At 70.0% G+C, this 23,747-nt stretch carries 24 protein-coding genes; 11 read left to right on the plus strand and 13 right to left on the minus strand.

From position 1 onward, the window contains the following. Window positions 1-158 precede the first annotated feature (158 nt). The 9 genes from AB0B89_RS21380 to AB0B89_RS21420 form a co-directional block, all read right to left on the minus strand. Window positions 159-431: a hypothetical protein gene (locus AB0B89_RS21380; protein WP_358555398.1), complete on the minus strand. Its 273-nt coding sequence runs from the start codon at window positions 429-431 to the stop codon at window positions 159-161. A gap of 8 nt (window positions 432-439) precedes the next feature. Then, on the minus strand, window positions 440-997 hold the full coding sequence (locus AB0B89_RS21385; protein ID WP_358555401.1) for an NAD(P)-dependent oxidoreductase: 558 nt from the start codon (window positions 995-997) through the stop codon (window positions 440-442). Window positions 998-1,027: 30 nt separating this feature from the next. Beyond that, window positions 1,028-1,285, minus strand: coding sequence for a hypothetical protein (locus AB0B89_RS21390; protein ID WP_358555404.1), 258 nt, complete (start codon window positions 1,283-1,285; stop codon window positions 1,028-1,030). Window positions 1,286-1,795: 510 nt separating this feature from the next. Then, window positions 1,796-2,566, minus strand: coding sequence for a hypothetical protein (locus AB0B89_RS21395; RefSeq protein WP_358555407.1), 771 nt, complete (start codon window positions 2,564-2,566; stop codon window positions 1,796-1,798). Further along, window positions 2,563-3,414, minus strand: coding sequence for a class I SAM-dependent methyltransferase (locus tag AB0B89_RS21400; RefSeq protein ID WP_358555408.1), 852 nt, complete (start codon window positions 3,412-3,414; stop codon window positions 2,563-2,565). Before AB0B89_RS21400 ends, AB0B89_RS21395 begins: the two co-directional genes overlap by 4 nt. Window positions 3,415-3,448: 34 nt before the next feature. Further along, a complete protein-coding gene (locus AB0B89_RS21405) occupies window positions 3,449-3,967 on the minus strand; it encodes a topology modulation protein (protein WP_358555410.1) in 519 nt (172 codons plus the stop codon). A 99-nt stretch (window positions 3,968-4,066) separates the two neighbouring features. Next, on the minus strand, window positions 4,067-4,726 hold the full coding sequence (locus AB0B89_RS21410) for a hypothetical protein (protein WP_358555414.1): 660 nt from the start codon (window positions 4,724-4,726) through the stop codon (window positions 4,067-4,069). Window positions 4,727-4,976: 250 nt separating this feature from the next. Next, complete coding sequence (locus tag AB0B89_RS21415) at window positions 4,977-5,336, minus strand: hypothetical protein (RefSeq protein ID WP_358555417.1); 360 nt, start codon at window positions 5,334-5,336, stop codon at window positions 4,977-4,979. Between the two features lie 161 nt (window positions 5,337-5,497). After that, a complete protein-coding gene (locus AB0B89_RS21420; RefSeq protein WP_358555420.1) occupies window positions 5,498-7,543 on the minus strand; it encodes a spermidine synthase in 2,046 nt (681 codons plus the stop codon). A gap of 209 nt (window positions 7,544-7,752) precedes the next feature. On the opposite strand from AB0B89_RS21420, the gene AB0B89_RS21425 reads away from it, so the two are divergent. From AB0B89_RS21425 to AB0B89_RS21440, 4 genes are all read left to right on the plus strand, one after another. Next, window positions 7,753-9,117, plus strand: a complete 1,365-nt coding sequence (locus tag AB0B89_RS21425) for a S8 family serine peptidase (RefSeq protein WP_358555423.1) — start codon at window positions 7,753-7,755, stop codon at window positions 9,115-9,117. A 46-nt stretch (window positions 9,118-9,163) separates the two neighbouring features. Beyond that, a complete protein-coding gene (locus AB0B89_RS21430; protein ID WP_358555426.1) occupies window positions 9,164-9,400 on the plus strand; it encodes a hypothetical protein in 237 nt (78 codons plus the stop codon). Between the two features lie 56 nt (window positions 9,401-9,456). After that, window positions 9,457-10,026, plus strand: coding sequence for a nitroreductase family deazaflavin-dependent oxidoreductase (locus AB0B89_RS21435; protein WP_358555429.1), 570 nt, complete (start codon window positions 9,457-9,459; stop codon window positions 10,024-10,026). A gap of 92 nt (window positions 10,027-10,118) precedes the next feature. Continuing rightward, window positions 10,119-10,949: an ion transporter gene (locus tag AB0B89_RS21440; protein ID WP_358555432.1), complete on the plus strand. Its 831-nt coding sequence runs from the start codon at window positions 10,119-10,121 to the stop codon at window positions 10,947-10,949. Between the two features lie 11 nt (window positions 10,950-10,960). On the opposite strand, the gene rpsD is transcribed toward AB0B89_RS21440, so the two are convergent. Next, entirely contained in the window at window positions 10,961-11,575 is a 615-nt protein-coding gene (rpsD, locus tag AB0B89_RS21445) for a 30S ribosomal protein S4 (RefSeq protein ID WP_358555435.1), read from the minus strand. A 92-nt stretch (window positions 11,576-11,667) separates the two neighbouring features. On the opposite strand from rpsD, the gene AB0B89_RS21450 reads away from it, so the two are divergent. After that, window positions 11,668-12,390 (plus strand): DUF2470 domain-containing protein, encoded by a 723-nt coding sequence (locus tag AB0B89_RS21450; protein WP_358555438.1) that lies wholly within the window; start codon window positions 11,668-11,670, stop codon window positions 12,388-12,390. A gap of 25 nt (window positions 12,391-12,415) precedes the next feature. Here the strand turns inward: AB0B89_RS21450 and AB0B89_RS21455 are convergent, their stop codons facing one another. Continuing rightward, entirely contained in the window at window positions 12,416-13,651 is a 1,236-nt protein-coding gene (locus AB0B89_RS21455) for an ROK family transcriptional regulator (protein WP_358555441.1), read from the minus strand. 223 nt (window positions 13,652-13,874) lie between these two features. Between AB0B89_RS21455 and zwf the strand changes: the two genes are divergently transcribed. The 4 genes from zwf to eda are packed head-to-tail and all read left to right on the plus strand — an operon-like array spanning window position 13,875 to window position 19,133. Next, window positions 13,875-15,428, plus strand: a complete 1,554-nt coding sequence (gene zwf, locus AB0B89_RS21460; protein ID WP_358555464.1) for a glucose-6-phosphate dehydrogenase — start codon at window positions 13,875-13,877, stop codon at window positions 15,426-15,428. Continuing rightward, the gene (gene edd, locus AB0B89_RS21465; RefSeq protein WP_358555443.1) at window positions 15,425-17,446 is read left to right on the plus strand and encodes a phosphogluconate dehydratase; all 2,022 of its coding nucleotides are present in this window, start codon (window positions 15,425-15,427) and stop codon (window positions 17,444-17,446) included. The genes zwf and edd overlap by 4 nt, the downstream gene beginning before the upstream one ends. Next, window positions 17,443-18,513, plus strand: coding sequence for a glucokinase (gene glk, locus AB0B89_RS21470; protein ID WP_358555446.1), 1,071 nt, complete (start codon window positions 17,443-17,445; stop codon window positions 18,511-18,513). The genes edd and glk overlap by 4 nt, the downstream gene beginning before the upstream one ends. Further along, on the plus strand, window positions 18,510-19,133 hold the full coding sequence (eda, locus tag AB0B89_RS21475) for a bifunctional 4-hydroxy-2-oxoglutarate aldolase/2-dehydro-3-deoxy-phosphogluconate aldolase (protein WP_358555449.1): 624 nt from the start codon (window positions 18,510-18,512) through the stop codon (window positions 19,131-19,133). Before glk ends, eda begins: the two co-directional genes overlap by 4 nt. Here the strand turns inward: eda and AB0B89_RS21480 are convergent. Together AB0B89_RS21480 and AB0B89_RS21485 are read right to left on the minus strand one after the other, a co-directional pair. After that, window positions 19,130-20,572: an MFS transporter gene (locus tag AB0B89_RS21480; RefSeq protein WP_358555452.1), complete on the minus strand. Its 1,443-nt coding sequence runs from the start codon at window positions 20,570-20,572 to the stop codon at window positions 19,130-19,132. The two genes, eda and AB0B89_RS21480, sit on opposite strands and share 4 nt — an antisense overlap. Before the next feature lie 15 nt (window positions 20,573-20,587). Next, complete coding sequence (locus AB0B89_RS21485) at window positions 20,588-22,051, minus strand: MFS transporter (RefSeq protein WP_358555455.1); 1,464 nt, start codon at window positions 22,049-22,051, stop codon at window positions 20,588-20,590. Window positions 22,052-22,360: 309 nt separating this feature from the next. Between AB0B89_RS21485 and AB0B89_RS21490 the strand changes: the two genes are divergently transcribed. Beyond that, window positions 22,361-23,017: a choice-of-anchor C family protein gene (locus tag AB0B89_RS21490; RefSeq protein WP_358555458.1), complete on the plus strand. Its 657-nt coding sequence runs from the start codon at window positions 22,361-22,363 to the stop codon at window positions 23,015-23,017. A gap of 229 nt (window positions 23,018-23,246) precedes the next feature. Next, window positions 23,247-23,747, plus strand: a 501-nt coding sequence (locus AB0B89_RS21495; RefSeq protein WP_358555461.1) for a hypothetical protein, incomplete at its 3' end; no start/stop codon positions are given.

Here is a 23,747-nt window from a genome sequence, read left to right on the forward strand (position 1 = left end):
GAAAGCCTCCACCCCCCTCGACACACCCACCCCCAACCACCAGAACAAGCCGGCCAAGACCCTCTCGGAAGCCTGCGGCCTCTGAACACGCTGTCAACGAACTGAGGGGTTCCCGGTGGAGCGGGGCAAGACTGAGGAGCCGGGGGCCGTCCTGTTCATCAGGAGTGCGACGGCCCCATGGGGTGTACGAGTGGGGTTAGGTGCTGGTGGGAGGTCAGCCAGTCCAGTTGCGTCGCCATACCGGTAACCAGGTCCACGTTGGCCCGCCAGCCCAGCAGTCGCTGGACTGTGGTCGCGTCAGCGTGGGTGGCAGGAACATCACCGTTGCGAGTGGTTGCAGCCTCGACCGCCACAGGGACCCCGGTGAGCTGACTGGCGATGTCGATGACGTCGTTCAGCGACGCACTGGAGCCCGCACCAACGTTGATCACGCTGTTGCCTATGGGAGCTGTCCCGGCGGCAAGGGTCGCGGCGACAACGTCGGCGACGTAGGTTTGGTCACCGCGTACGGCGAGGCAGGCCGTGGATGGTCGCTCTCCTTGCTCGGAGTGCCGTCGGTGGCTCCGTAGACGCTTGAGGAGGAGGCGACAACGAGTCGCGGCACGCGGAGACGGGTGGCGGCGGCCATTATTCGCTGGGTGGCGAGGACGTTACAGGCAACGTAGTCCCCGAACTGCGGCCCCCAGGAGGGCCGGACACCGGGAATGCCTGCGAGATGGAACACGGTATCGTCGTCGAGCAGGAGAGGTTCTACGGCGCAGGTGAGCAGATCCGCAGTGATCGAGATGAACCCGGGCTGGTTCTGTAGGGCGGCAAGGTTCGTGGTAGCCGCATGATCGGCTTCGGCGTCGCGGCGGTCCACCCCGATCACAGTCACGCCGCGCTGGAGCAACGCCAGCGCCAGGTGGGAGCCGATGAACCCGGCCGTACCGGTGACGACAGCCCGGAACGGTATGCCGGAGCGAGCGCCGCAACGAGATGACAGGGCCTCGTACATTGAAGATCTCCTGCTGGATTGTGGGCGTGGTCAGAAGAACTGGCTGATCAAAGTACGGCCATACGCGACGAGCTGGGAGTCACCGCGCTCATGGCCACGAACCAGGGCGGTGAGCGCTTCTATGACGCCCAACCGAGCCAGGAGATCATGTTCCTCCTCATGCGGCGGCTGCCCGTAGCCGGCGAAGAACTCCCGACGTAGGTGAGGGCTCAGCTTCCAACGACGGTGTTCCAGCCGGGCAAAGTCCCGCACGCGGGCGTCGAGCCGCGCGTGTTCGAAGTCGAGCACGCGCACCACCGCGTCCGGGCCGATGAGCCAGTTCTAGGCTGGTAATCCAGGTGGCAGATCCCAACATCCATGACAGCGATGGCCACGGCATCGGCGCAGCCACGCAGAATGTTCCGCTCGCCTGCGCTGACAGGCTGGCCGCATGCGCTCGCTCGGCCCACCAGCGGATACGTTCGGCCAAACGGGTAAGGACGTCGTCCTCCCGTTCCTCTGGTTCGAACTGGTGGAGGGCATGGAGGGTGGCACCTGCCGCCCGATGAACGTGCCGTTCCGAAGGCGAGCCCGGTGTGATTTCGGCAGCGCTCTTGCCGGGGAGAAAGGTCAGTAGAAGCGAGCAGGTGGCCAGGTCTGCGGCGATCATCTGGGGAGCCAGGTCCCCCAGCTGCATGGTCAAGGTCGCCTGGCGCCGTCCAAGGCCGGTCAGGCCGGTACAGGTGCGCGGGCCGCCGACCAAGCCATCGATGTTGCACTGGGCCTGTCCATGCCGGGTGAAGACGAGTTCCATGACGATCATGCGAGTCCTTCCGGCTCCATTGAGAAGGGCGCCTGCGACCACACGTAGTGATATCCGCCACGTCCCAGGTAAGGAGCGGTGAAGACACGGTGCAGCTCCGCGTGGTCGAGGAGTTGCGCCATGCTGGTGCCGCTCAGCTGGGCGTTGTGTCTTGCGGCTGCCTGGTTGTAAAGGGTGAGCGCGTGCCGGACGGCTGCCGGAGGCAGCATGCCGTACGTCATGGCGAGGGTGACGATGAGCTTGGCCAGGTCGTAGCCGAACGGGGCGAGTGTGAGGTCATCGACATCGACCGCGACTGGGATTCCCCCTTCGGTGATCAGGATGTTTCGCGAGTTGGTGTCCTTATAGAAGGCCGCGGGTCCAGTGGCGCTGGTGTGCAGGAGTCTCTTCGCGCTGGCCAGCTCTTCATCATCAGCCAGGTGACAGCTACGGCGTCGTGCGTCGAGCGAGGCAAGGCGGACAGTGACGAAATCGGCCATCGTGTACCCCGATGTCGTGCGATGGGGCACGTCGAGGCGCGCCTGGTACAGATCGCTTACCCAGGCGGCTCCATGCGCGTCCCCCAAGAGAACGGCGAGCATCGGCAGGTCCTCGACACATGGATGCCGACCATCGATGTAGGTGAAGTCGATGGATGTCACTCCAACCGCTTCGATGGCGGGCTGCCGAAGCGGGCGGACGTGTTCAGCCAGCCAGGTGTGATGTCGTAGGGCCTGCGCGCGTTCCTGAGGGGTTTCATAGGCCTTGGTGAACACGCGGGTTTTCATCGCCGCCCTCCCGGTTGCCGCGCCAGGAGGTAGGTGATGACCGAAGTGGCACTGACCGGCGTGTCTGGCAGCCGCCTGCGCAGCGCGGCGGCGATCGCGGCAGGATCTCCCCGCAGCGCGGCTGGGAGATGGTACTTCGGGCTGGTGGCGAGGTATTCGGCGACATGGTCATAGTCAGTGAAGGTGAAGCCGTGCACTTCGTGTTCCAGGTGCTCGATGGACAGCACCGGTTCGGTCAGGTTTGCCAGGTTGGCGCTGTGCGCCGCCGCGTACAGGCTTTCCCGACACGGGGCATCCGGGTCGAGTCCGGCGGCGGCGACAAGAGCGTCCAGTTCGTGGTAGCTGTCGGCGGATTTGGTGACCAGGATGGTGACGCCGTCCGGAGCCAATACCCGAGCGATCTCGGCGATGACCACCTCCGGCCGCATTGCGTGGTAGAGGCAGAACGCGGCGACGGCCAGGGCGCATGCACCGGTCGGCAGGGGCAGGTGGTGGAAGTCGGCTTGGACGAAGGACACCGCACTGTCCGTGCCGCGCTCAGCACCGAAGCGGATACGGGCAGCCTTCAGCATGGCCGCAGAGACGTCGATGCCGACGAGTCGACGCGGACGCAAGCCCTCGGCCAGAACACGGCTGCTGGTCCCCCGCCCACACCCGAGGTCAGTCACCAACGCCGGCCTGCCGACAGGTAGATGGACAGCGGCCAGGACGGCGATGACGTCGGCGACAGGTCGGCCACGCTTCTTCGCTCGGTGCAGGGCCGACGTGCGGGCGGCCAGCCGGGAGGCGTGCCCGTACAGCTCGCCTTGCGCCGTCGCATCAAGGAACGGGTTACTGGAGACGGTCACCGGATCCGCCTCCCGACGAGGGCGGCGGAGAAAGCTACACCTGGCGGGCGGTGACCTGCTCCAGCCAGTGACGAGTACGACTCCGGCTGGTCAGAAGGATCACCTCGGCGTGCCCGCCGAACTCCCGAATCTTGCCCAGCACGCGGGGCCGCATCCTGCGCCGGTAGGTCGCCACATAGCGCAACACACCCCAGTCGATGCGGTTGTACACCCCATTGCGCTTGTGCTGGCCATGGCCGTACCTGACCTGCCGGGAGAAGATTCCCCATAGCGCCGCCCAGGTCGGCACGTCCATGAGGATCACGGTGTCGCAGGCCTCCAGCCGCACCTGAAGCGTGGAGTTGTAGTTGCCGTCGATCACCCAGCACTCGCCGGCCACCAGGTCGCGTTGGAGTGCCTCGAACTTCTCCTGTGGCAGCGGATTCCAGTCGTCGTCGTAGTAGACAGCGTCCAGGTGGGTCACCGTCACGTCCAAGATCTTGCCCAGTTCGCAGGCAAGGTGGGACTTGCCACTGCCTCCACAGCCGATGATGGCGACCCTCTGCATTCGCATGTCGCTCCACGCTAGTCGAGGCGACGGCCCGCAGTCGCGTGTCGGCCTGGACTCGTTCCCGTACGAAGGACATGCCGCGTACCAGAAGGAGTGAAGGAGTCAACGCGGTCCCCTCCCAGAACCGACCGGCTTCAACGGGACAGGCGATGTGGTGAGCTCGGTCAGCATCACGTGAAGAGCCTCGATCTGGGTGCTCAGCCGAAACAGCTCCATATAGCGCAGGCACTCGGCGATCAGCTCGACGTACCCCTGGCTACCGGCGATGGCGCGTAGATGGGCCAGTTTGCCGATGACATCGGCCCCGCTTCTGACGACCAGCGAAGGAGGCACGAAGCGATCAACGTGCCGGATGTCCGCAGGTGCTAACGGTAGGCATCCGGCCAAAACCGCCTCGAAGATGCGCTGGGTCATCTGTCCAGCCGCCGCATATCGCTGAGGCAGCAACAGCACGGTGGCGAGCGCGCCACCATGCAGTTCCCGCACACGCGGGAAGGGGATGCGGCCGAGAAAGGTGACGTGAGGCCAGCGGCCGGTGTCGGGCCACTTCCCGGCGACCTGGTGAGAGTAGCGTGCGGCAGCGGGCGCGAGGTAGGCGTCGAATTCCTCGTCACGGTCGTACTGGTTACCGACGTAGCAAAGGGTGATCGGCCGCGGGACAGCGGCCAAGATGCGCGGATCGGCACTGTCCAGCAGGATGTCATCGAGCGGGAACAGCAGGCTGCGCGCCCCCGGAGTCGGCGAGAGTGCGGCCTCGCACACGATCACCCCTGGCCGGCGACGCCAGGGGCTGCCGGCGGGAAGCTTCCGGTCTTTGTCCCAGATCACCGTTGGGGTGCGGCGCAGGATGGCGTAGTGGTCAAGAAGGTCGCGCTGCCGGTGAAGGTCACAGGTGTGGCCCGGAGCATCGCAGGGCGTGGTGTTGCGGCCGGAGATGTCCCATCGCCACTCCAGGAACAGCAGGTCGATCCCGGGAAACCGGGGATCGAAGGCGTAGTCGCCCCCGATGTCGTCACCGGCCTCCAGCTACCTCGGTGCTGAGGTAGTGCACGACACTGCTCCGCACGTGTCCGCCACCGAAGCGATTGTCCATCTCGTCGAACATCGCGATCATCGCGTAGACCCGCTCAGCGGGCCCACCGCTCGCGAGCCATTCGGCCAGCGCGGCGGCGATGAATTCCGGGACCCGACCACGGGGGTGCATACCCTGTAACCAACGGGTGACAGATGCCTTGTCGTAGCGCGTGGTCACCCCTTGACGGCTCGCCAGCTCGTTCACCCGACGCGCGAGTGCGCCATGGGAACACCCTGCCTCGGAGAGGATCGCGGCCAGCGTCGCGTTACCCCCAAGTAGTGCCCTTTCACCGCCCATGCGTCGATGATGCCCGCCCACGCGGTGCCCACCCAGTATTCAGGCACGGGTCGGTGCCAATACAACCCCTCGTACAACCGGACAATGCCAGTTTCTTCTGTCATCTGCGATGGCCGAATCAGCGCTCCGATTCGTCGAGCACGCCCCCTCCACCGAAAGCGCTAAAGGGCTCTGGCGGTGCGGGGAAGGAGGGCGAAGGCGCCCAGGTAGAGGAGGCCGGCGACCACCAGGAGGCCCTCGTAGCCGATGACGAGGGCCAGGTATTCGAGGCAGCCGCCGAGGATCGCGCCGAGAAGGTTGGCGCCGAAGGCCACGGTCGCGTCGGCGGTGTCGGCGAAGCGCTTGGCGAAGACCACGTTGGCGGCGAAGATCGGCATGAAGGCCACGACCACCGCCACCAGGGCGCGCAGGGGCAGGGGCAGCCCGAGCAGCCAGGAGTTCGGCACCAGGGCGGCGACCACCAGGCCGCCGAGCAGGATCGCGTACATGACGGGCAGCGGCGGCGTGCGGAAGCGCCGTGTCACCTCCACCGCGGCGAGCACCGCCACGAGCACCCCGGCGAACACGATGGCGTTGACGACCCACGTGGTGCCGAACAGCAGGGCGAAGCCCGTGACGTTCTTGGTCTCCAGCAGCAGGAACGACACGCCGAGCAGGAACAGGTCGGCGTAGGGGCGCATGCGGCGGAACGGACCGGCGACCGCGCGGACCGCGACGATGCTCACCAGCAGGATCAGGCTGAGCGCGATGAGGTAGATGGACGGGATGTCGCGGCCGTGGAGGTAGAGGAACGGGCGGTCGTCCACCGCCGGGGGCGGGGTGTCGGCCTTGGCGCCGGCCCACTCGCCGGCGCAGCGCTGCGCGTCGGCGGTGACCCCGGCGGTGATCACGGCCTGCTGCCCGGAGCCGACCTCGTCCACGCACGGCTTGTGGCCGAAGGCGGCCTGCGCGGTGGAGGCGAGCCGGTCGACCAGCCACTGCTCGCGGTAGTAGTTGTACATCGAGAACGCGCCGCCAGGCTTGAGATGGTCGTGCGCGGCGCGCATGGCCTCCTGGGTGAACAAGTAGCTCTCCAGGCGCAGCGAACTGGCCCCGGACACCAGGGTGAGCGAGTCGGGCAGGGCGAACAGGATGAGGTCGTACTTGCCGTCGGTGCGCTCCAGGAAGGCGCGGCCGTCGGTGATGTGGGTGGTGACGCGCGGGTCGCTGTAGGGCTGGTCGGGGTGGAAGGTGCCGCCGAGCTCACGGAGCTTGGGGTCGATCTCCACCGCGTCCACGTGCTTGGCGCCCTTGGACAGGGCGATGGCCACGTCGGTGCCGCTGCCCGCGCCCACGATGAGCACGTCGTCGAGGCTCGCCGCCGCCGACCGCTCGTACGGCAGGGCGTACTGCCGTTCCCACTGCAGGCGGTTGGCCGCGGGGATCGCCTGCTGGTGCGGGATGCCGTTGACCGCGATGTTCAGGATCGGAACGCCGCTGAAGTCGGCCCGTTCGTACGTCACCTTGTAGTACGGGGACCACAGCGTGCCCGGGCTGACCGTCTCCACGGTGAGGGCGCCGACGACCACCAGGGAGGGAAGGGTGACCAGCCCGAGGTAGCGGATCAGTGAGCGGGGCTGGAGCAGCGCCCCGTAGGCGACGGCGGCGATCAGGCCCCACGCGACCGGGGGCGCGCTCGCGAACGACAGCAGCGAGAACATCGCGATGCCGGTGAGGCTGCCGATGAGGTCGTAGCGGTAGGCCTCCAGCCGGGGAAGCTCGGGGAAGCACCTGCCGACCAGCTCGGCGGGCCCCATCAGCACGAGCGCCGCCGCGGTGAACACCACGGGGAGGATAGCCCAGGCGGGCGGCCCGCTCGTGGACAGGCTGGTGAAGTAGAGCACGCCCTCGGTCTCCCGGTTCACCGTCACCGGGAAGAACAGGACGATCAGCACCAGCACCGCGAGGACGATCGGCGAGTAGTACGGCTGCAGCGTGGTGCGCCCGACGCGGAGGAAGCCCAGTCCTATGCCGAGGAAGGAGCCCAGCAGCACGAAGTTCGTGAAGTAGCTCAGATGCACGATGTTGGAGCCGGTCCAGCGAATCAGCGCCAGCTCAAGGAAGAGCATGAACGCGCTGGCCAGCACCAGTCTCGGCCGCACCGTCAGCCAGTGGTCTCCTCCCGTACCGGAGCCGGGACGGGACGGCATGTCAACCTCGGCGATCATGCGTCTCAACGTAGTCAACCACCGCGTCCGGCGGAAGCCTTACGCGCGACCGCGTTCGGGACGGATGACGCCCGGAAATTTCCCACGATGCTTCGCATGCCTTCGCGGTGAATTACACGTTGACGTGGCATTTCTGCTGGTGGACGCGGTCGTGGCGGATGCAGGAACGTTGTGGCGTCTCGTCTTCGCGATCTCAGGGTGGTGTCCTCATGCGGGTCCTGATCCAGCTCCGTCCCTCCCCCGACGTCGTGGCCGCCGTCGCCGCCCCCGGCCTCGTCGCGACCACCGCCGACGTCACCGACGGCCTTCCCGGGGTCGCGCTCGACCACTCGTTCACCCCGGTCGCGCTCCCGAGGGCCCAGCCCGCCACCCTGGGGGGCGACCCTCTGTCGCTGCACCAGCCGCTGGTCTTCTCCATGGCGCCGGAGGAGGCGTCGGTGCTGGTGAGGGGCGAGATCTCCGACGACGAGGGCTCCGCGCGCCTGGCGCTGCTGCCCGGCGGCCGTCGCGACGTGGTGGGCATCTACGCCGATCCCGTCATCGAGACCAGCCTCACCTGCGGCGGCACCCCTCCCGTGGGCACCTGGCAGGACGTCGCCCGCCTGCTCGACGTGACGCGGCTCCAGTCGGAGGGCTACGACGGCACGGGCGTGGCGCTCGCGGTGTGCGACACCGGCATCAACGCCGCCCATGTGACCCACCAACTGGGCAAAGAGGTCACGATCGACGGCGAACGGAGCTGGACTCCCGGCGGGGTCTCCGGAAAGGCCGGGTCGTTCGCGGTCGACCATGGCACGATGTGCGCCTTCGACGCGCTGATCGCCGCTCCGGCCGCCTCTCTGATCGACGTCCCGGTCCTGCTGTCGCGGCGGCAGGGGGGCACGGCCATCGACGGGCTGCTCTCCGACGCGGTGGCGGCGTTCGCCCACCTGCGCACGGTCCTCGAAGCGCAGCCCGCCGCGACCCGGGCCCTGGTCATCAGCAACAGCTGGGGGTCGTTCTCCCCCGAGTGGGATCTGGCCCCCGGGCAGCCGGGGAACTACTCCGACAACGCGGCCCACCCGTTCAACATAATCGTCGGCAGCCTGGAGCAGGCGGGGGCCGACATCCTGTTCGCGGCCGGCAACTGCGGGTCCGAGTGCAAGGACCGGCGGTGCGCCTACAAGGGCCGTCCCATCGTCGGCGCCAACTCCCACCCGCAGGTCCTGTCCATCGGCGGGGTCGACACCAACGGCGAGCGGGTGGGCTACTCCTCGCAGGGGCCGGGACGGCTGAGCGACCGCAAGCCCGACATCTGCACCTACACGCACTTCTCCGGCTCGAAGGCGTTCGGCGAGGGCCGGCCCGACTCGGGCACCTCGGCGGCCTGCCCGGTGGCGGCCGGGCTCGTCGCCGCGATCCGCACCCGCTGGCCCGCCTCCCGGCTTTCCCCTGGGCAGCTCCGCACGCTGCTTCACCGCACCGCCGACGATCGCAGCGACGTGGGCTTCGACTACGACTACGGCTACGGCATCGCCGACACCACGGCGGTCCTGCGGGCGCTCGAACGACGGGCGGTGCGCGGCGCGCTGTGAGATGCCCTGCGCGTACCGGGGCCGGGCGGCGCGTAGCGTGGGGGGCATGGTCCTGGTCACGGTACAGCTCCCGCCGAAGGCGACCCTCGAACAGGCCATGCGGCAACTGGGCCTGAACGAGGACGAGGTGGACACCGCCTACGGCCTGGTCCCGCTCGACCCCGCCCAGGGCCTCTACGCGCTGCGCGTCACCGAGGACGCCGGCGACCGCGTCACCCCGGCGGACGGCGGCCCGTACGCGGACCCCCCGATCGAGCCGTACGGCCCGCCCGCCGACCTTTGACCGAGCGGTACGGCCCGCCCGCAGACCTTTGACCGAGCGCTTGCTAGGGGTTAGCCTTGGCCGGGCCGACGAGGGCCGGAGCCGGACACGAGGTCGCCATGGTGCAGCAGCAGCCGTCCAGCGGCGGGGTCATGCGGCGCGTCAGCGTCGCGCTCCGCCCGTTCTTCCGCCGGCTCGCGACCAGCCGGGGATTCTCCCTGGTGGCGCCCAAGATCGTCCCTCCCCTCGACCGGTTCCTCAACCGGGTCAGCGGAGGTCGTCTCCTGCTGGGCGACCAGATGATCCCCCACCTGCTGCTGACCACGACCGGCAGCAAGAGCGGCGAGCCCCGCCGGTCCCCGCTCGCCTGCCTGCCCGAGGAGGGCGGCGCGTTCCTGGTGGTCGGGAGCAACTTCGGCAAGGAGCGCCACCCGGCCTGGAGCGGCAACCTCATCAAGACGCCGCGGGCCACGGTCACCTTCCGGGGGCGCGTGATCCCGGTGACGGGCCACCTGCTCGCCGGGACCGACCGCGAGCGGGCGTGGGAGGCTCTCACCCGCCACTGGCCGGTGTACGAGGACTACACCGGAAGCTCCGACCGGGAGTTCCGCGTCTTCCGCCTCTCCCCCCGGACGGGCACCCCATAGGGTCCCGCGCACGCGGGCGCACCGCGAGACTCCCGTGGAGACCCTAGGATCTTGCGCATTCCGATCTTCTGAGTTCAGGAGTGCTCATCCCCATGCGTGATCGTGTACGTCAGGCCCTCGAATCGACGTGGTTCCAGCGCGCGATCATCACCGTCATCGTGGTCAACGCGGCGACCCTGGGCCTGGAGACCTCGCCCTCGATACTCGCGTCGTACGGCACCGTGCTCCACATTGTCGACCACGCCGCGCTGTACGTGTTCGTCGCCGAGCTGCTGGCGAAGATGTACGCCGACCGGGCGCGCTTCGTGCGCGACCCGTGGAACCTCTTCGACACCGTCATCGTGGCCGTCTCGCTCCTGCCGGCGGCCGGTGGGCTGTCGGTGCTGCGCGCCCTGCGGATCCTGCGGGCGCTGCGGCTGATCTCGGTGGTGCCGAGCCTGCGCCGGGTGGTGTCGGCGCTGCTCAGCGCGGTTCCCGGCATGGCCTCGATCGCCCTGTTGCTGGCCCTTGTGCTCTACGTGGCCTCGGTGATGGGCACCAAGCTGTACGGGGCGGCCTCCCCCGACTACTTCGGCGACCTGCCGACGTCGCTGTTCACGCTGTTCCAGACGATGACCGGGGACGGCTGGTCGGACATCAACCGGGACGTCATGGAGCACCACCCGTCGGCGTGGGTGTTCTTCGTGATATTTGTGCTGATCTGCACGTTCGTCGTGCTGAACCTGTTCATCGCCGTCGTCGTGAGCGCGATGGAGGAGGAGCACCAGCGGGAGCGCGGCGAGAGCGCGCCCCCTGGACCGCCCCCCGGACTGCCCGGCGAACTGGCCGCCGAACTGGCCGCCGAGCTGGCCGCGCTGCGCGCCGAGATCGCGGCGCTGCGCGAGGCCATGCCCACTCCCGAGAGCGCCTCCTCCATGCGCTGACGCGGCTCGGCTCAGCGGGAGTAGTGCTCGACGACGAGCTGCTCGTCCACAAGGACGGGGACCTGCTGACGCTCGGGCGTGCTGAGCAGCGTGAAGGTCAGCTCGCGCAGGTCCACGTCCAGGTAGGGCGCCATGATCTCGTCGGCGTAGGTGCCCTCGGCCGCCGCCACGAACGGCTGCATGGCGCGCGACCTGGGCCGTACGGCGACGGTCTGGCCGGGCCGTACGAGATAGCTGGGGATGTCGACCTTGCGCCCGTCCACGGTGATGTGGCCGTGGTTGACGTACTGGCGGGCAGCGTAGATGGACGGGGCGAGCCCCGAGCGGAGCACCAGCGAGGCGAGGCGGCTCTCCAGCAGCGAGACCAGCTCGGCGCCCGAGCGCCCCGGCCGGCGCTGGGCGAGGCCCCAGTACCTCCTCATCTGCTTCTCGGAGACGTCGTAGTACCAGCGCAGCTTCTGCTTCTCCATCCGCCGCAGGCTGTAGTCGCCCGCGGCGCGGCGGTTGGTCTTGCGGCCGTGCTCGCCCGGCGGGTAGGGCCGCTGCTCGAAGTAGCGCACGGCCTTTCTGGTCAACGGAAGGCCTGCCCGCCTGGACAGGCGCACTTTCGGTCCGGTGTAGCGCACGATGACCTCGCTGTGATTAGGTATGCCTAAGTAAGGGAAGCCTAACCTTAAATCGCCGTGTGACGCGAACTCGAACCCAAGGAGCCGACGCCATGCACGTGACGGTCCCCCCTATCTCCGAACGTATCCGGAGCCTCGCCACGGCCTCCGCGCCGACCCACGTCTCGCTGGACGGCTCGGCCCACGCCGCCCGGGGCGGGGTCGACGCCGCCGGCCGGCCGCTCCTGCTGGTCAAGCCGGGCGAGCCTCTGCACGCCATCCCCGCCTCCGACGACGTGGTCGTCACCGTCGACCTCGCCGCCACCCGCACCCTGGGCGGGATCGACCACCCCCGCGGCCTGCTCAAGGTGCACGGCTGGGCGCAGGCCGTGCCCGCGGACCAGGCCAGGGACGCGGCCGTGGCCGTGGCGGGGCGCTGCCCGGACGAGGCGCTGTTCGCGGCCGTCGAGGGAGACCCCCGCGGCCCCCGCCTGTTCCGCGTCGACGTCGGCTACGTGATCTACCTGACAGGCCAGGAGTCGGGGATGCTGGACGCCGAGGACTACCTCGGCTCCGGACCAGACCCGTTCCTCGACGCGGCCGAGCGCATCCTGCGCCACGTGAACGAGTCCCACCGCGACCAGCTCCACCGGGCCGTCCAGACCATGCTGGGCGAGCCCGCGCCGGAGGTCTGGCTGTGGGAGCTCGACCGCTACGGCGTGACCGTGCGCTCGGGCATCGAGGACCCCACGCTCATCCGGGTGCCCTGGCCCTCACCGGTCGACGGCCCCGAGGCTCTGGAGCAGGCCCTGAGCTGCCTGATATGCACCCACTGACCACACCGCCCGGCCGCCTCCCCGCCTAACCGGCCGAGCCCACCGGGTGGGGCGGCCACGCGGAATGGGCCGCCTCGAACGGCCCCGTGCCGTCGATGGAGGCGTCGACCACCTCCGGGGCCAGGATGTGGTCGATCACCATGACCGCGCAGCCGGTGATGCCCGCGCCGGCGCCGAGGCGGCTGCGCTCGATGCGCAGGCTCCGGGTGGACAGCGCCGTGGAGCGCCGGTAGACCACCTCGCGGACGCTGGAGACCAGCGGCTGGAAGTTCTCCGCGACGTCGCCGCCGAGGACCACCACGGCGGGGTTGAGCAGGTTGACCGCGCTCGCGATCACCTCCCCGAGCAGCCGTCCGGCCCTGCGCACGACGGTCATGGTCTCGGCGTCACCCGCGCGCACCAGCGTGACCACGTCCGCCAGCGAGGAGACCTCCCGGCCCCGCGCCCGAAGGTCGCGCAGGATCGCGGTGCCGCTGGCCACCGAGTCGACGCAGTCGACGTTGCCGCACCGGCACAGCACTCCCCCGCCGTCGCGCACGGGGATGTGGCCGATCTCCCCGGCCGCGCCGAGCGCCCCGCGCAGGATCTCGCCCCCGGCGATCACCCCGGCGCCGATGCGGGTCGACACCTTCACGAACAGCAGGTCGGCGACCTCCCGCGCGTACGCCTCGCGGTACTCGCCCATGGCGATGACGTTCACGTCGTTGTCCACGAAGACGGGCACCGGGTAGCGCGCCGAGATGAGCGGCGGGATGACCACGCCGGTCCAGCTCGCCATCACGCGCGCGCTCTCGGTGCGCCCCGCCGCGAACTCGACGGTCGCGGGCACGCCGAGCCCGACGCCCCGCACGTCCGACATCGGCCGGTCTCCCAGCAGGTCGGCCCAGACGTCCATCAGCAGCGGCAGCACCACGCCGGGGCCGCGCTCGACGTCGATCTCCAGGTCGGTGCGGGCCAGCTCGCGACCCGCGAGGTCGCACAGGGCGATCTGCGTACGGCTGGCGCCCAGCGAGGCGACGAGGACCACCCCGCCCGCCGCGTTGAAGGCGAGCCTGGCCGGGGGCCGGCCGCCGGTGGAGGGGCCCTCGGTGTCCTCCACGACCAGGCCGCGTTCGAGGAGGCCGGCCACGCGCAGCGCCACGGCCGGGCGCGACAGCCCGGTGACCCTGCCGATGTCCGCCCTCGTGACCGCCTCACCGGTGCGGATGAGGTGGAGCACCTCGCCGCCGCTGGCGAGCGCGGACGCTGATCGTCGACCCATCGGCCAAGTCAATCACACCTCTTTTGTAATCTGAAGTTCCTAAGCTCCTCATCTCAAATGCCAAAACTGCGGTTGTGTGTGACCAAAGATCGGGCTAGTGTCCGGTCTGTCCTTAGTTGGTAGATCTACGGAGCTTTCCCCCGTGCCTGAGCCCGCACCCCCGACCGCGTTCGCGCCCTCCACCGCGCCGTCGACCGTGCCGTCGACGCTGTCTATGCCGTCGATGCCCTCGATGGCGTCCGCGCCTTCCGCCCCGCCGGCGGCCTCCGCTGATCCCGGGCCCTCCGCCCCGGCGGTGTCCGGGCGCACCACGGCGCACGTGGCCGACCTGATCGTGTTCGGCGGCACCGGCGACCTCTCGATGCGGAAGCTGCTCCCCGCCCTGTATCACAGCGACCGCGACGGCCGGCTCGCGCCGGAGACCCGCATCATCGCCATGTCGCGAGGCGGGCTCACCGATACCGACTTCCGCGGCAAGGTCGAGGCCGAGGTACGGCCCGGCCTGCACGCCGGCGACGCCGAGGGATGGGACCGGTTCCTCCGGCGGCTCCACCACGTGTCCGTCGACGTGGGCGGCCCCGACCACGCCGGCTGGAGCGCGCTCACCCACCTGCTCGCCGGCAGGGAGAACACCGCGAGGATCTTCTACCTGGCAAGCCCGCCGATGACCTTCGGCCCGTTCTGCAGGGGCGCGCACGAGGCGGGCCTGGTGACCCCGCTCTCCCGGGTGGTGCTGGAGAAGCCCCTCGGCCGCGACCTGGCGGGCGCGCGGCGCATCAACGACGAGGTCGGCGCCATCTTCCAGGAGCACCAGATCTTCCGTATCGACCACTACCTGGGCAAGGAAACCGTCCAGAACCTGCTCGTGCTGCGCTTCGCCAACGCGTTCCTGGAGCCGATCTGGAACTCCCTGTGGATCGACCACGTCCAGATCACCGCGGCGGAGTCGGTCGGCACGCCGGGGCGGCGGGGGTACTACGACCACGCGGGCGCGCTGCGCGACATGGTGCAGAACCACCTGCTCCAACTGTTGTGCCTGGTCGCGATGGAGCCGCCGTCACGCAACGACCGCGAGTCCATCCGCGACGAGAAGGTCAAGATCCTTCAGTCCCTCCGGCCGATCTCCGGCACTGAGGCCGACCGGTTCACCGTGCGGGGGCAGTACGTCGCCGGGGAGTCGCGCGGGCAGGCCGTCCCCGGCTACCTCGACGAGCCCGACCAAACCGCGCCCACCGACGCGTCGCGCCGCGTGGAGACCTTCACCGCCATCCGCGCGGAGGTGAAGAACTGGCGCTGGGCGGGCGTGCCCTTCTACCTGCGCACCGGCAAGAGGATGCCCTACCGCCGCTCGGAGATCGTCGTCCAGTTCAAGGACGTGCCCCACTCGATCTTTCCCGGGGGCGGCCCCAACCGGCTGGTGCTGCGCCTCCAGCCGAGCGAGGGCATCCACCTGCACATCATGGCCAAGGAGCCGGGCGCGGGCGAGGTCGTCCCCCGGCCCGTCCCGCTCAGCCTGAGCTTCGCCGACACCTTCCGCACCCGCGTGCCCGAGGCGTACGAGCGCCTGCTCATGGACGTCCTGTCGGGCAACCCGACCCTGTTCATGCGGCGCGACGAGGTCGAGGCGGCCTGGAGCTGGATCGATCCCATCATCGCTACCTGGGAGTCGTCGGCGGCGCTCCCCGAGACCTACCCTGCCGGTACGAGCGGACCGGCCGCCGCCCACGAACTGCTCGGCCGCAGCGGCCGCGCCTGGCACGAGGAGGACCTGCCATGAACCGCACCGTACAGGAGGTCACCGAGCGCCTCGCCCAACGCAGCCTTCGCAGCCGCACGGCCTACCTTGAGCGCGTCGGCGCCGCCGCGAGCGAGGCCAGGGAGCGGGGGCCGGCCCGCGCGAGCCTCGGCTGCGCCAACCTCGCCCACGGCTTCGCCGCCTGCTCGCCCGGCGACAAGCTGGCCCTGCGCGGGAACGAGAGGCCCGGCGTCGCGATCGTGTCGGCGTACAACGACATGCTGTCGGCGCACCAGCCGTACGAGACCTACCCGGCGATCCTGAAGGACGCCGTGCGCGAGGCGGGCGGCGTGGCGCAGTTCGCGGGCGGCGTCCCGGCGATGTGCGACGGCGTCACCCAGGGCCGCGCGGGCATGGAGTTGTCGCTCTACAGCCGGGAGGTCATCGCGATGGCCACGGCGATCGCGCTCTCGCACGACATGTTCGACGGCTCGCTGCTGCTCGGCGTCTGCGACAAGATCGTGCCGGGGCTGCTGATCGGCGCGCTGCACTTCGGGCACCTGCCCGCGATCTTCGTGCCGGCCGGGCCCATGCCCTCCGGGCTGCCCAACAAGCTTAAGGCGCGCACCCGCCAGCTCTTCGCCGAGGGCAAGATCGGCCGGGGCGCGATGCTGGACGCGGAGGCCGCGTCCTACCACTCCCCGGGGACCTGCACGTTCTACGGCACCGCCAACTCCAACCAGGTGCTCATGGAGGTCATGGGCCTGCACCTGCCGGGCGCGACGTTCGTCAACCCCGGCACCGAGCTGCGCGAGGGCCTCACCCGCGCCGCGGCGAGGCGTGTGGTCGAGATCACCGCGCACGGGGAGGAGTACACCCCGGTCGCCGAGGTCGTCGACGAGAAGGCCCTGGTCAACGCGGCCGTGGCGCTGCTCGCCACCGGCGGCTCGACCAACCACACCATGCACCTGGTCGCCATCGCCGCCGCGGCCGGCATCGAGCTGCTCTGGGACGACCTGGCCGCGCTCTCGTCGGTCGTCCCCTTGCTGACCCGGATGTACCCCAACGGCCAGGCGGACGTGAACCACTTCCAGGCGGCGGGCGGCATGCAGGTGCTGATGGGCGACCTGCTCGACGCCGGGCTCCTCCACGAGGACGTGCTGACGGTCGCCGGGTGCGGACTCGGCCTCTACCGGGGCGGGCCGGAGCTGACGGAGACCGGGGTCGTCTGGGAGGAGCGGGCCACGCGGAGCGCCGACCTCGACGTGCTGCGCCCGGTCGCCGAGCCGTTCTCGGCCGACGGCGGCATCCACATGCTCAGCGGGAACCTCGGCCGCGCGGTCAGCAAGGTGTCGGCGGTCAACCCCGAGCACCAGGTGATCGAGGCCCCCGCCAAGGTCTTCGACGACCAGTCCGAGCTGCTGGCGGCGTTCGCGGCGGGCGAGCTGGACGCGCAGGACTTCGTCGCGGTGATCCGCTACCAGGGTCCGAGCGCCAACGGCATGCCGGAGCTGCACAAGCTGACCCCGCCGCTCGCCGTGCTGCTGGACCGGGGGCAGCGGGTCGCGCTCGTCACCGACGGCCGCATGTCCGGGGCGTCGGGCAAGGTGCCCGCGGCCATCCACCTGTCCCCGGAGGCGGCGGACGGCGGCCCGATCTCGCTGGTCAGGGACGGCGACCCGATCCGGCTCGACGCGAGGACGGGCACGCTGGACATCCTGATCCCCGAGGCCGAGCTGGCCGCCCGGACACCCGAGGGCCGGCCGCTGCGTGACGACGAGTGGGTGGGCACCGGCCGCGAGCTGTTCGCCGCCTTCCGCCGCGCGGCGGGTCCCGCCGAGCGCGGCGCCGGCATCTTCGCCCTCAACGGCGCGGAGGGTCGTGAGGGGGTCCTCACCTTCGACGACGCGGAAAGCCGTCTCGTCCTCGACGGCCCGGAAGCCCGTACGGAGGCCCTCGTCCTTGACGGCGCTGAAAGCCGTACGGAGGTCTTCTCCCTCGACGGCGCGGAAGGCCGTACGGAGGCCCTCGTTTCCGGCGGCGTGGAGGGGCGCGCGTGAGCCCGATCCCCCTTCCGTCCCCGCAGAGCCCCTGGCTGGTCGCCGACGTCGGCGGCACCAACGCGCGCTTCGGGCTGGTCACCCGGCCCGGCGGGCGTCCCGGCAGGGTCACCGTGCTGGCCGGGGCCGAGTACGACGGCCTGCCGGACGCGGTGCGCTCCTACCTCGACGACCACGCCGGAGGGGTGCGGGCCTCCGCCGCGTGCCTCGCGATCGCCGGCCCGGTGAACGCCGACCGCTACCGCCTGACCAACACCGGCTGGACCGGCTCAGTCGGCGAGCTGGACATCCCGCACGTCGAGCTGCTCAACGACTTCGAGGCGCTGGCGCTGGCCCTGCCGCACCTCGCCGCCGGCGATCTGGCCTCGCTCGGCGGCCCGCCCCCGGCGCCGGACATGGTGAAGGCGGTGCTCGGTCCCGGCACCGGGCTGGGCGTCGCCGGGCTGGTCCCCGTGGGGGACGGCTGGGTGCCCGTGCCGGGCGAGGGCGGCCACGTCGCGGTGCCCGCCGTCACCGGCCTGGAGATCGAGGTCGTACGGGCGCTGCGGGCCGACGGCATGTCGTTCGTGGACGCCGAGCACCTGCTGTCCGGCCCCGGGCTCGTACGGCTGCGCCACGGGCTCGCGCTGGTGAACGGCACCCCCGTGGCCCCGCTCCCCGCCTCGGAGATCGTGGCGCGGGTGGACGATTCGCTGTGCGCGCGTACGGTTGAAGTGTTCTGTGGTCTTCTGGGGAGCTTCGCGGCTAATGTCGCTCTCACGTTGGGCGCACGCGGCGGGGTGTATCTCGGGGGTGGGATCGTGCCGAGGATCGTCAGGCGCATCCAGGAGAGCGACTTCCGGCGCCGGTTCGAGGCGAACCTCGTGCTGTCCGACTACCTGAGCGAGATCGCGACCACGGTGATCGTGGCCGAGCAGCCCGCGCTGACCGGCGCGGGGGCCTGGCTCGCCCGGCGCGTGACGGGGCGGGAGCCCGCCGTCGCCTCCCCCCGAACACCCGTCACCCCCGAAACGTCGCTTAGCCCTGCAACGTCGGTTACCCCTGCAACAAGGAGCGCGGCCCCGTGACCATCCTCGATCTCGCCCCTGTCGTCCCGGTCGTCGTGATCGACGACGTGGAGACGGCGGTCCCGCTCGCCCGGGCGCTTGTGGCGGGCGGCCTTCCCGTCATCGAGGTGACGCTGCGCACGTCCTGCGCCCTCGACGCCATCGCGCGGATCGCCGCCGAGGTCCCGGACGCCGTGATCGGCGCGGGCACGGTCAGGACCCCGGCCGACGTCGCGGCGTCCACCGGCGCGGGCGCCCGGTTCCTGGTCAGCCCCGGCAGCACGCCGGCCCTCGTGGACGCGATGCTGGACAGCGGCGTGCCTTTCCTGCCGGGCGCGGCGACCGCGTCCGAGGTCCTGGCGCTCGCCGAGCGCGGGCTGACCGAGCTGAAGTTCTTCCCCGCCGGGCCCGCCGGCGGCGTCGCCTACCTCAAGGCCCTCGCCGGGCCGATCCCGGAGGTACGGTTCTGCCCGACGGGCGGCATCCGCCTGGAGACGGCTCCCGAGTACCTGGCGCTGCCGAACGTCGGCTGCGTCGGCGGCACCTGGCTGACCCCGGCCGACGCGCTCGCCTCCGGCGACTACTCCCGGATCGAGAAGCTCGCCTCGGAGGCCGCCGCCCTGCGGACCCGTACGAGCTAGCCGGCGTCGCGCATCGACAGGGGCGGCGCGAGGTGCTCCAGCGATCTGCGCTCGGCGTTCACCGCGAGGACGAGCGCGACCAGCCCGGCGAACACCATCATGGCGGCGGCGAACAGGTAACCGTAGAAGAGCCTGGTCGGATCCGGATGGTCGCGGTCGCCGATGAGCGCGCCGAAGACGGTCGGGCCGAGGGCCCCGAACGTCTGGGCCACCGCGAAGAACAGCGCGATCGCCAGCGCCCTGATCTCCAGGGGGAACAGCTCGCTGACGGTCAGGTAGCCCGAACTGGCCGCCGCCGAGGCGATGAAGAAGATCACCGACCAGAGTAGCGTCTGCGTGGTCGCGGTGAGCATGCCCTCCTTGAACAGCCACCCCGTGACCGCGAGCAGCGTCCCGGAGACGATGTAGGTGCTGGAGATCATCACCCTGCGGCCGAGCGTGTCGAACAGGCGCCCGAGGAGCAGCGGCCCGGCGAGGTTGCCGAGCGCGAACGCGAAGAGGTACTTCGAGGCGTCATGGGGGGTCACGCCGTAGAACGTGCTCAGCACCAGGACATAGGTGAAGAAGATCGCGTTGTACAGGAACGACTGGCTGATCATCAGGGTCGCGCCGAGGAACGTGCGCCTCGGGTACTCCCGCAGGAGCACCCGGGCGATCTCCCGGTACGACGGGGCTCCGTGCGGGCGGAACTCCATGGCGCGGCCCTCGTCCACCGGGGCGAGCGGCGCTCCGCCGTTCTCGACGGCGGCCTCGATCTCGGCGGTGGTGCGCTCGGCATCCTCCTGCCTGCCGTGCGTGAGCAGCCAGCGCGGGCTCTCGGGAAGGTGGCGGCGCAGCACCCAGATGGCCACCCCGAGCAGCGGCCCGATCAGCAGCCCGAGCCGCCAGCCCAGGTTGATGGGGAAGACGGCCGGGTTGAGCAGCACGTACGTGCTCGCCGTGCCAATCATGGCGCCCAGCCAGTACGTGCCGCTCACGGCGAGGTCGACCCTGCCCCGGTAGTGCGAGGGGATCAGCTCGTCGATCGCCGAGTGGATCGCGGAGTACTCACCGCCGATGCCCGCCCCGGACCAGAACCTGAAGAACAGCAGGAAGGCCAGGTTGGGCGAGAAGGCGGTGATCCCGTTCGCGACCAGGTAGAGCCCGAGCGTCAGGATGAACAGCCTGCGCCTGCCGAACCGGTCGGACAGCCGCCCGAACACCAGCGCCCCGATCACCTCGCCGACCAGGTAGACGGTCGCGGTGATCCCCACCTCGACCGCCGACAGCCCGAGGGTGCGGCTGTCCTCCAGCACCGACCCGACCGCGCTGGCGATCGTGATCTCCATCCCGTCCAGCACCCACGCGACCCCGAGCGCGGCCACGAACCGCGTGTGGAACCGCGACCACGGCAACCGATCGAGCCGCGCGGGCACCAGACTCCGGACGACCGTCTCCATGGTCACTCAGCGTAGCTACCCGGTCGCCGCGGCGCCCGCCTTGGCGTCGGTCATCGACAGGGAGGGCGCGAGGTCCTCCAGGGAGCGGCGCTCGGCGTTCACCGCGCAGAACAGCGCCACGATCCCGGCCGCCACCATCAGTCCCGAGGCGAGCAGGTAGCCGTAGAACAGGCGGGACGGGTCGGGGTGGTCCTGGTCGCCGATGAGCGCGCCGAACAGGACGGGGCCGAGGGCGCCGACCCCCTGGGCGATCGAGAAGAACAACGCGATCGCCAGCGCCCTGATCTCCAGGGGGAACAGCTCGCTGACGGTCAGGTAACCGGCGCTGGCCGCCGCCGAGGCGACGAAGAAGATCACCGACCACAGCAGGGCCTGCGTGGTCGCGGTGAGCATGCCCTCCTTGAACAGCCACCCCGTGACCGCGAGCAGCACCCCGGACACGATGTAGGTGCTGGAGATCATCGGCTTGCGCCCGATGGTGTCGAACAGCGGCCCCAGCAGGAACGGGCCCGCGAGGTTGCCCACCGCGAAGACGAGGAGGTACTTGGAGGCGTCGCTCGCGGACACGCCGTAGAACGTGTTGAGCACGATGACGTAGGTGAAGAAGATCGCGTTGTACAGGAACGACTGGCTGACCATCATCGTCACGCCGAGGAACGTGCGCTTGGGGTATTCCCGCAGGACCACCCTCAGGATCTCCCGGTAGGACGGGGCGCCGTGCGGGCGCAGTTCCATGGCCTTGTCCTCGTCCACGGCCGGCAGTTCGCGCCCGCTCTCGGCGACCGCCTCCTCGACCGTCCGCGTGGCCTCCTCGGCCTCCTCGTGCCTGCCGTGCATGAGCAGCCAGCGCGGGCTCTCGGGAAGGTGGCGGCGCAGCACCCAGATCATGGCTCCGAGCACCGGCCCGATCAGCAGCCCGATCCGCCAGCCGAGGTCCAGGGGCAGCACGTCGGGGTTGAGCAGCACGTACGTGCTCGCCGTGCCGATGATCGCGCCCAGCCAGTACGTGCCGCTGACCGCGAGGTCGACGCGGCCCCGGTATCGGGAGGGGATCAGTTCGTCGATGGCCGAGTGGATCGCGGCGTACTCCCCGCCGATGCCGGCTCCGGCGAAGAAGCGGAAGACCAGCAGGAAGGCCAGGTTGGGCGAGAAGGCGGTGATCCCGTTGGCGACCAGGTAGAGCCCCAGCGTCAGGACGAACAGCCTGCGCCTGCCGAACCGGTCGGACAGCCGCCCGAACACCAGCGCGCCCGCCACCTGGCCGATCAGGTAGACGGTCGCGGTGAACCCCACCTGGACGGCCGACAGCCCGAGCGTCTGCCTGTCCTGCAGCACCGACCCGATCGCGCTGGCGATCGTGATCTCCATCCCGTCCAGCACCCACGCGACCCCGAGCGCGACGACCAGCCGCGTGTGGAACCGCGACCACGGCAACCGGTCCAGCCGCGCCGGTACCAGGGTCCGTACTGCGTTCTCCATGATGACCTGCCTAGCGATGCGCTCCTGCGAGGTCCGCCGGACCGCCCGCGGAAGCCGGCGACGCCCAGCAGATGTTCTTGGCACCCGCCACTTCCCACGCCGCGCTCCCCCTAACAAGCGGAGAACAGCGAGCGGCTTTTCCGGATACCAATAATTGACTCCGGCGAAACGCGGGCCACCGGGGCTCGCATGGGGCCGGACGCTAATCTTCCTGATCGTGGCACCGCCCGGACCGTGAATTCACCGGTCCGGGAGTTGGTCGTCATGACGCTCCGGCGTGAACGCGGCGTACGGAAGGGAAGGACGACGATGACCGTTCCGAGCACCCAGATGGAAGGTCACGTGGCCGGGCGGCGCCCTCGCCGGGCACGGCTGGGCGACCGGTGGCTGCGGTTGCGCACCAGTGCCGGGATGGTGGGCGCCCTGGCCGGGCTGGCCACGGTGACGGCCGCGCCCGCCGACGCGACCGCGGGAAGCGACGGCAGCTTCGAGACCCCCGTGGTCAGGCCGAACACGTTCCAGACCTTCTCCTCGGGCCAGTCCATCGGGGCGTGGAACGTGACCGCCGGCACCGTGGACCTGGTGGGCCAGGGGTTCTGGGAGGCGGCCGACGGTGTCCAGTCGCTCGACCTGAACGGCTCAGGCACCGGCGCGGTCTCCCAGACCTTCAGCACGCTCCCGCTGGTCAAGTACGAGATCGGCTACCGGCTCTCGGGAAATCCGGCGGGCACACCGGTGGTGAAGACCGGGGACATCCGGATCGACGACCAGGTGGTGGGCAAGTTCTCGTTCGACACCACGGGGACGCGTCTCTCCGACATGGGCTACACCCGGCAGAAGGTGACTTTCGTCGCGAACGGCCTGTCCACCACCGTGCGGTTCTCCAGCACCGTCCCCGGCGGCTTTGGTCCCGTCATCGACGACGTCGAGATCAGAAGCTGCCTGGTCGTCATCTGCCATCTCTGAAGTTCTGCCACCTGTGAAGATCCGTCATCTGTGAAAGCGGAACACGCCTTCGGGTGAACCGGGATTCTCGTACGAGCCGGGGCCTTCACCGTGTAGATCAGGGAATGCTCCCCCGGTTCGTGGGCCTAGACCGCTCCGAACAGGGCAGACGGCTCTGACCGGCTCGTACGTCACGGGCCTGGCCGCGCGGCGCGCGGTGGTTGGCGACGACCAGGGAGAAGGCCCGGAGATGGCGCAGCGAGCCGAGCAGGACACGGGGCAGCGCGCTGACGATCAGCGTTCGGAGCAGGACGACGACCCGCCTCCGGGACAGCGGGCCGAGCGGCAGGGGCACCCCGGGGAGCCCCGGCTCCCGGCGGCGTGCGCGGTGGTGGTGGCCATCGCCCTCTATTCGGCGCTGCCGAGCCACCTCATTCTCGGGCCGAGGTTCGTCGTGCCCGCGCTGGAGCTGCTGCTGTTCGTCCCCCTGGTCGCGGTGAACCCCTGGCGGATGCGCCGCGAGAACCGCCTGCTGCGGCGCCTGTCCATCGGGCTCGTGCTCCTCATCGCGGTGACCAACACGGTGGCGCTGGTGCTGCTGGTGGAACAGCTCGTCGCCGGGCGGACCGACAACGGCAAGCAGTTGCTGCTCGCGGCCGGGCAGGTATGGCTCACCAACATCATCATCTTCGCGATGGCGTACTGGGAGCTCGACCGGGGCGGGCCCGTCCAGCGCACACAGGCGCGGGGC

This window comes from Sphaerisporangium sp. NPDC049002 (assembly GCF_040649355.1).
In the GTDB taxonomy this organism is placed as follows: Bacteria; Actinomycetota; Actinomycetes; order Streptosporangiales; family Streptosporangiaceae; genus Sphaerisporangium.

What these genes read in the sequence shown, in the direction of transcription:
- AB0B89_RS21385 (WP_358555401.1), bottom strand. Translation starts at nt 997, where the DNA reads ATGTACGAGGCCCTGTCATCTCGTTGCGGCGCTCGCTCCGGCATACCG.
- AB0B89_RS21395 (WP_358555407.1), bottom strand. Translation starts at nt 2,566, where the DNA reads ATGAAAACCCGCGTGTTCACCAAGGCCTATGAAACCCCTCAGGAACGC.
- AB0B89_RS21405 (WP_358555410.1), bottom strand. Translation starts at nt 3,967, where the DNA reads ATGCGAATGCAGAGGGTCGCCATCATCGGCTGTGGAGGCAGTGGCAAG.
- AB0B89_RS21415 (WP_358555417.1), bottom strand. Translation starts at nt 5,336, where the DNA reads ATGGGCGGTGAAAGGGCACTACTTGGGGGTAACGCGACGCTGGCCGCG.
- AB0B89_RS21420 (WP_358555420.1), bottom strand. Translation starts at nt 7,543, where the DNA reads ATGATCGCCGAGGTTGACATGCCGTCCCGTCCCGGCTCCGGTACGGGA.
- AB0B89_RS21425 (WP_358555423.1), top strand. Translation starts at nt 7,753, where the DNA reads ATGCGGGTCCTGATCCAGCTCCGTCCCTCCCCCGACGTCGTGGCCGCC.
- AB0B89_RS21430 (WP_358555426.1), top strand. Translation starts at nt 9,164, where the DNA reads ATGGTCCTGGTCACGGTACAGCTCCCGCCGAAGGCGACCCTCGAACAG.
- AB0B89_RS21440 (WP_358555432.1), top strand. Translation starts at nt 10,119, where the DNA reads ATGCGTGATCGTGTACGTCAGGCCCTCGAATCGACGTGGTTCCAGCGC.
- AB0B89_RS21450 (WP_358555438.1), top strand. Translation starts at nt 11,668, where the DNA reads ATGCACGTGACGGTCCCCCCTATCTCCGAACGTATCCGGAGCCTCGCC.
- AB0B89_RS21455 (WP_358555441.1), bottom strand. Translation starts at nt 13,651, where the DNA reads ATGGGTCGACGATCAGCGTCCGCGCTCGCCAGCGGCGGCGAGGTGCTC.
- zwf (WP_358555464.1), top strand. Translation starts at nt 13,875, where the DNA reads ATGCCCTCGATGGCGTCCGCGCCTTCCGCCCCGCCGGCGGCCTCCGCT.
- edd (WP_358555443.1), top strand. Translation starts at nt 15,425, where the DNA reads ATGAACCGCACCGTACAGGAGGTCACCGAGCGCCTCGCCCAACGCAGC.
- AB0B89_RS21480 (WP_358555452.1), bottom strand. Translation starts at nt 20,572, where the DNA reads ATGGAGACGGTCGTCCGGAGTCTGGTGCCCGCGCGGCTCGATCGGTTG.
- AB0B89_RS21485 (WP_358555455.1), bottom strand. Translation starts at nt 22,051, where the DNA reads ATGGAGAACGCAGTACGGACCCTGGTACCGGCGCGGCTGGACCGGTTG.
- AB0B89_RS21490 (WP_358555458.1), top strand. Translation starts at nt 22,361, where the DNA reads ATGACCGTTCCGAGCACCCAGATGGAAGGTCACGTGGCCGGGCGGCGC.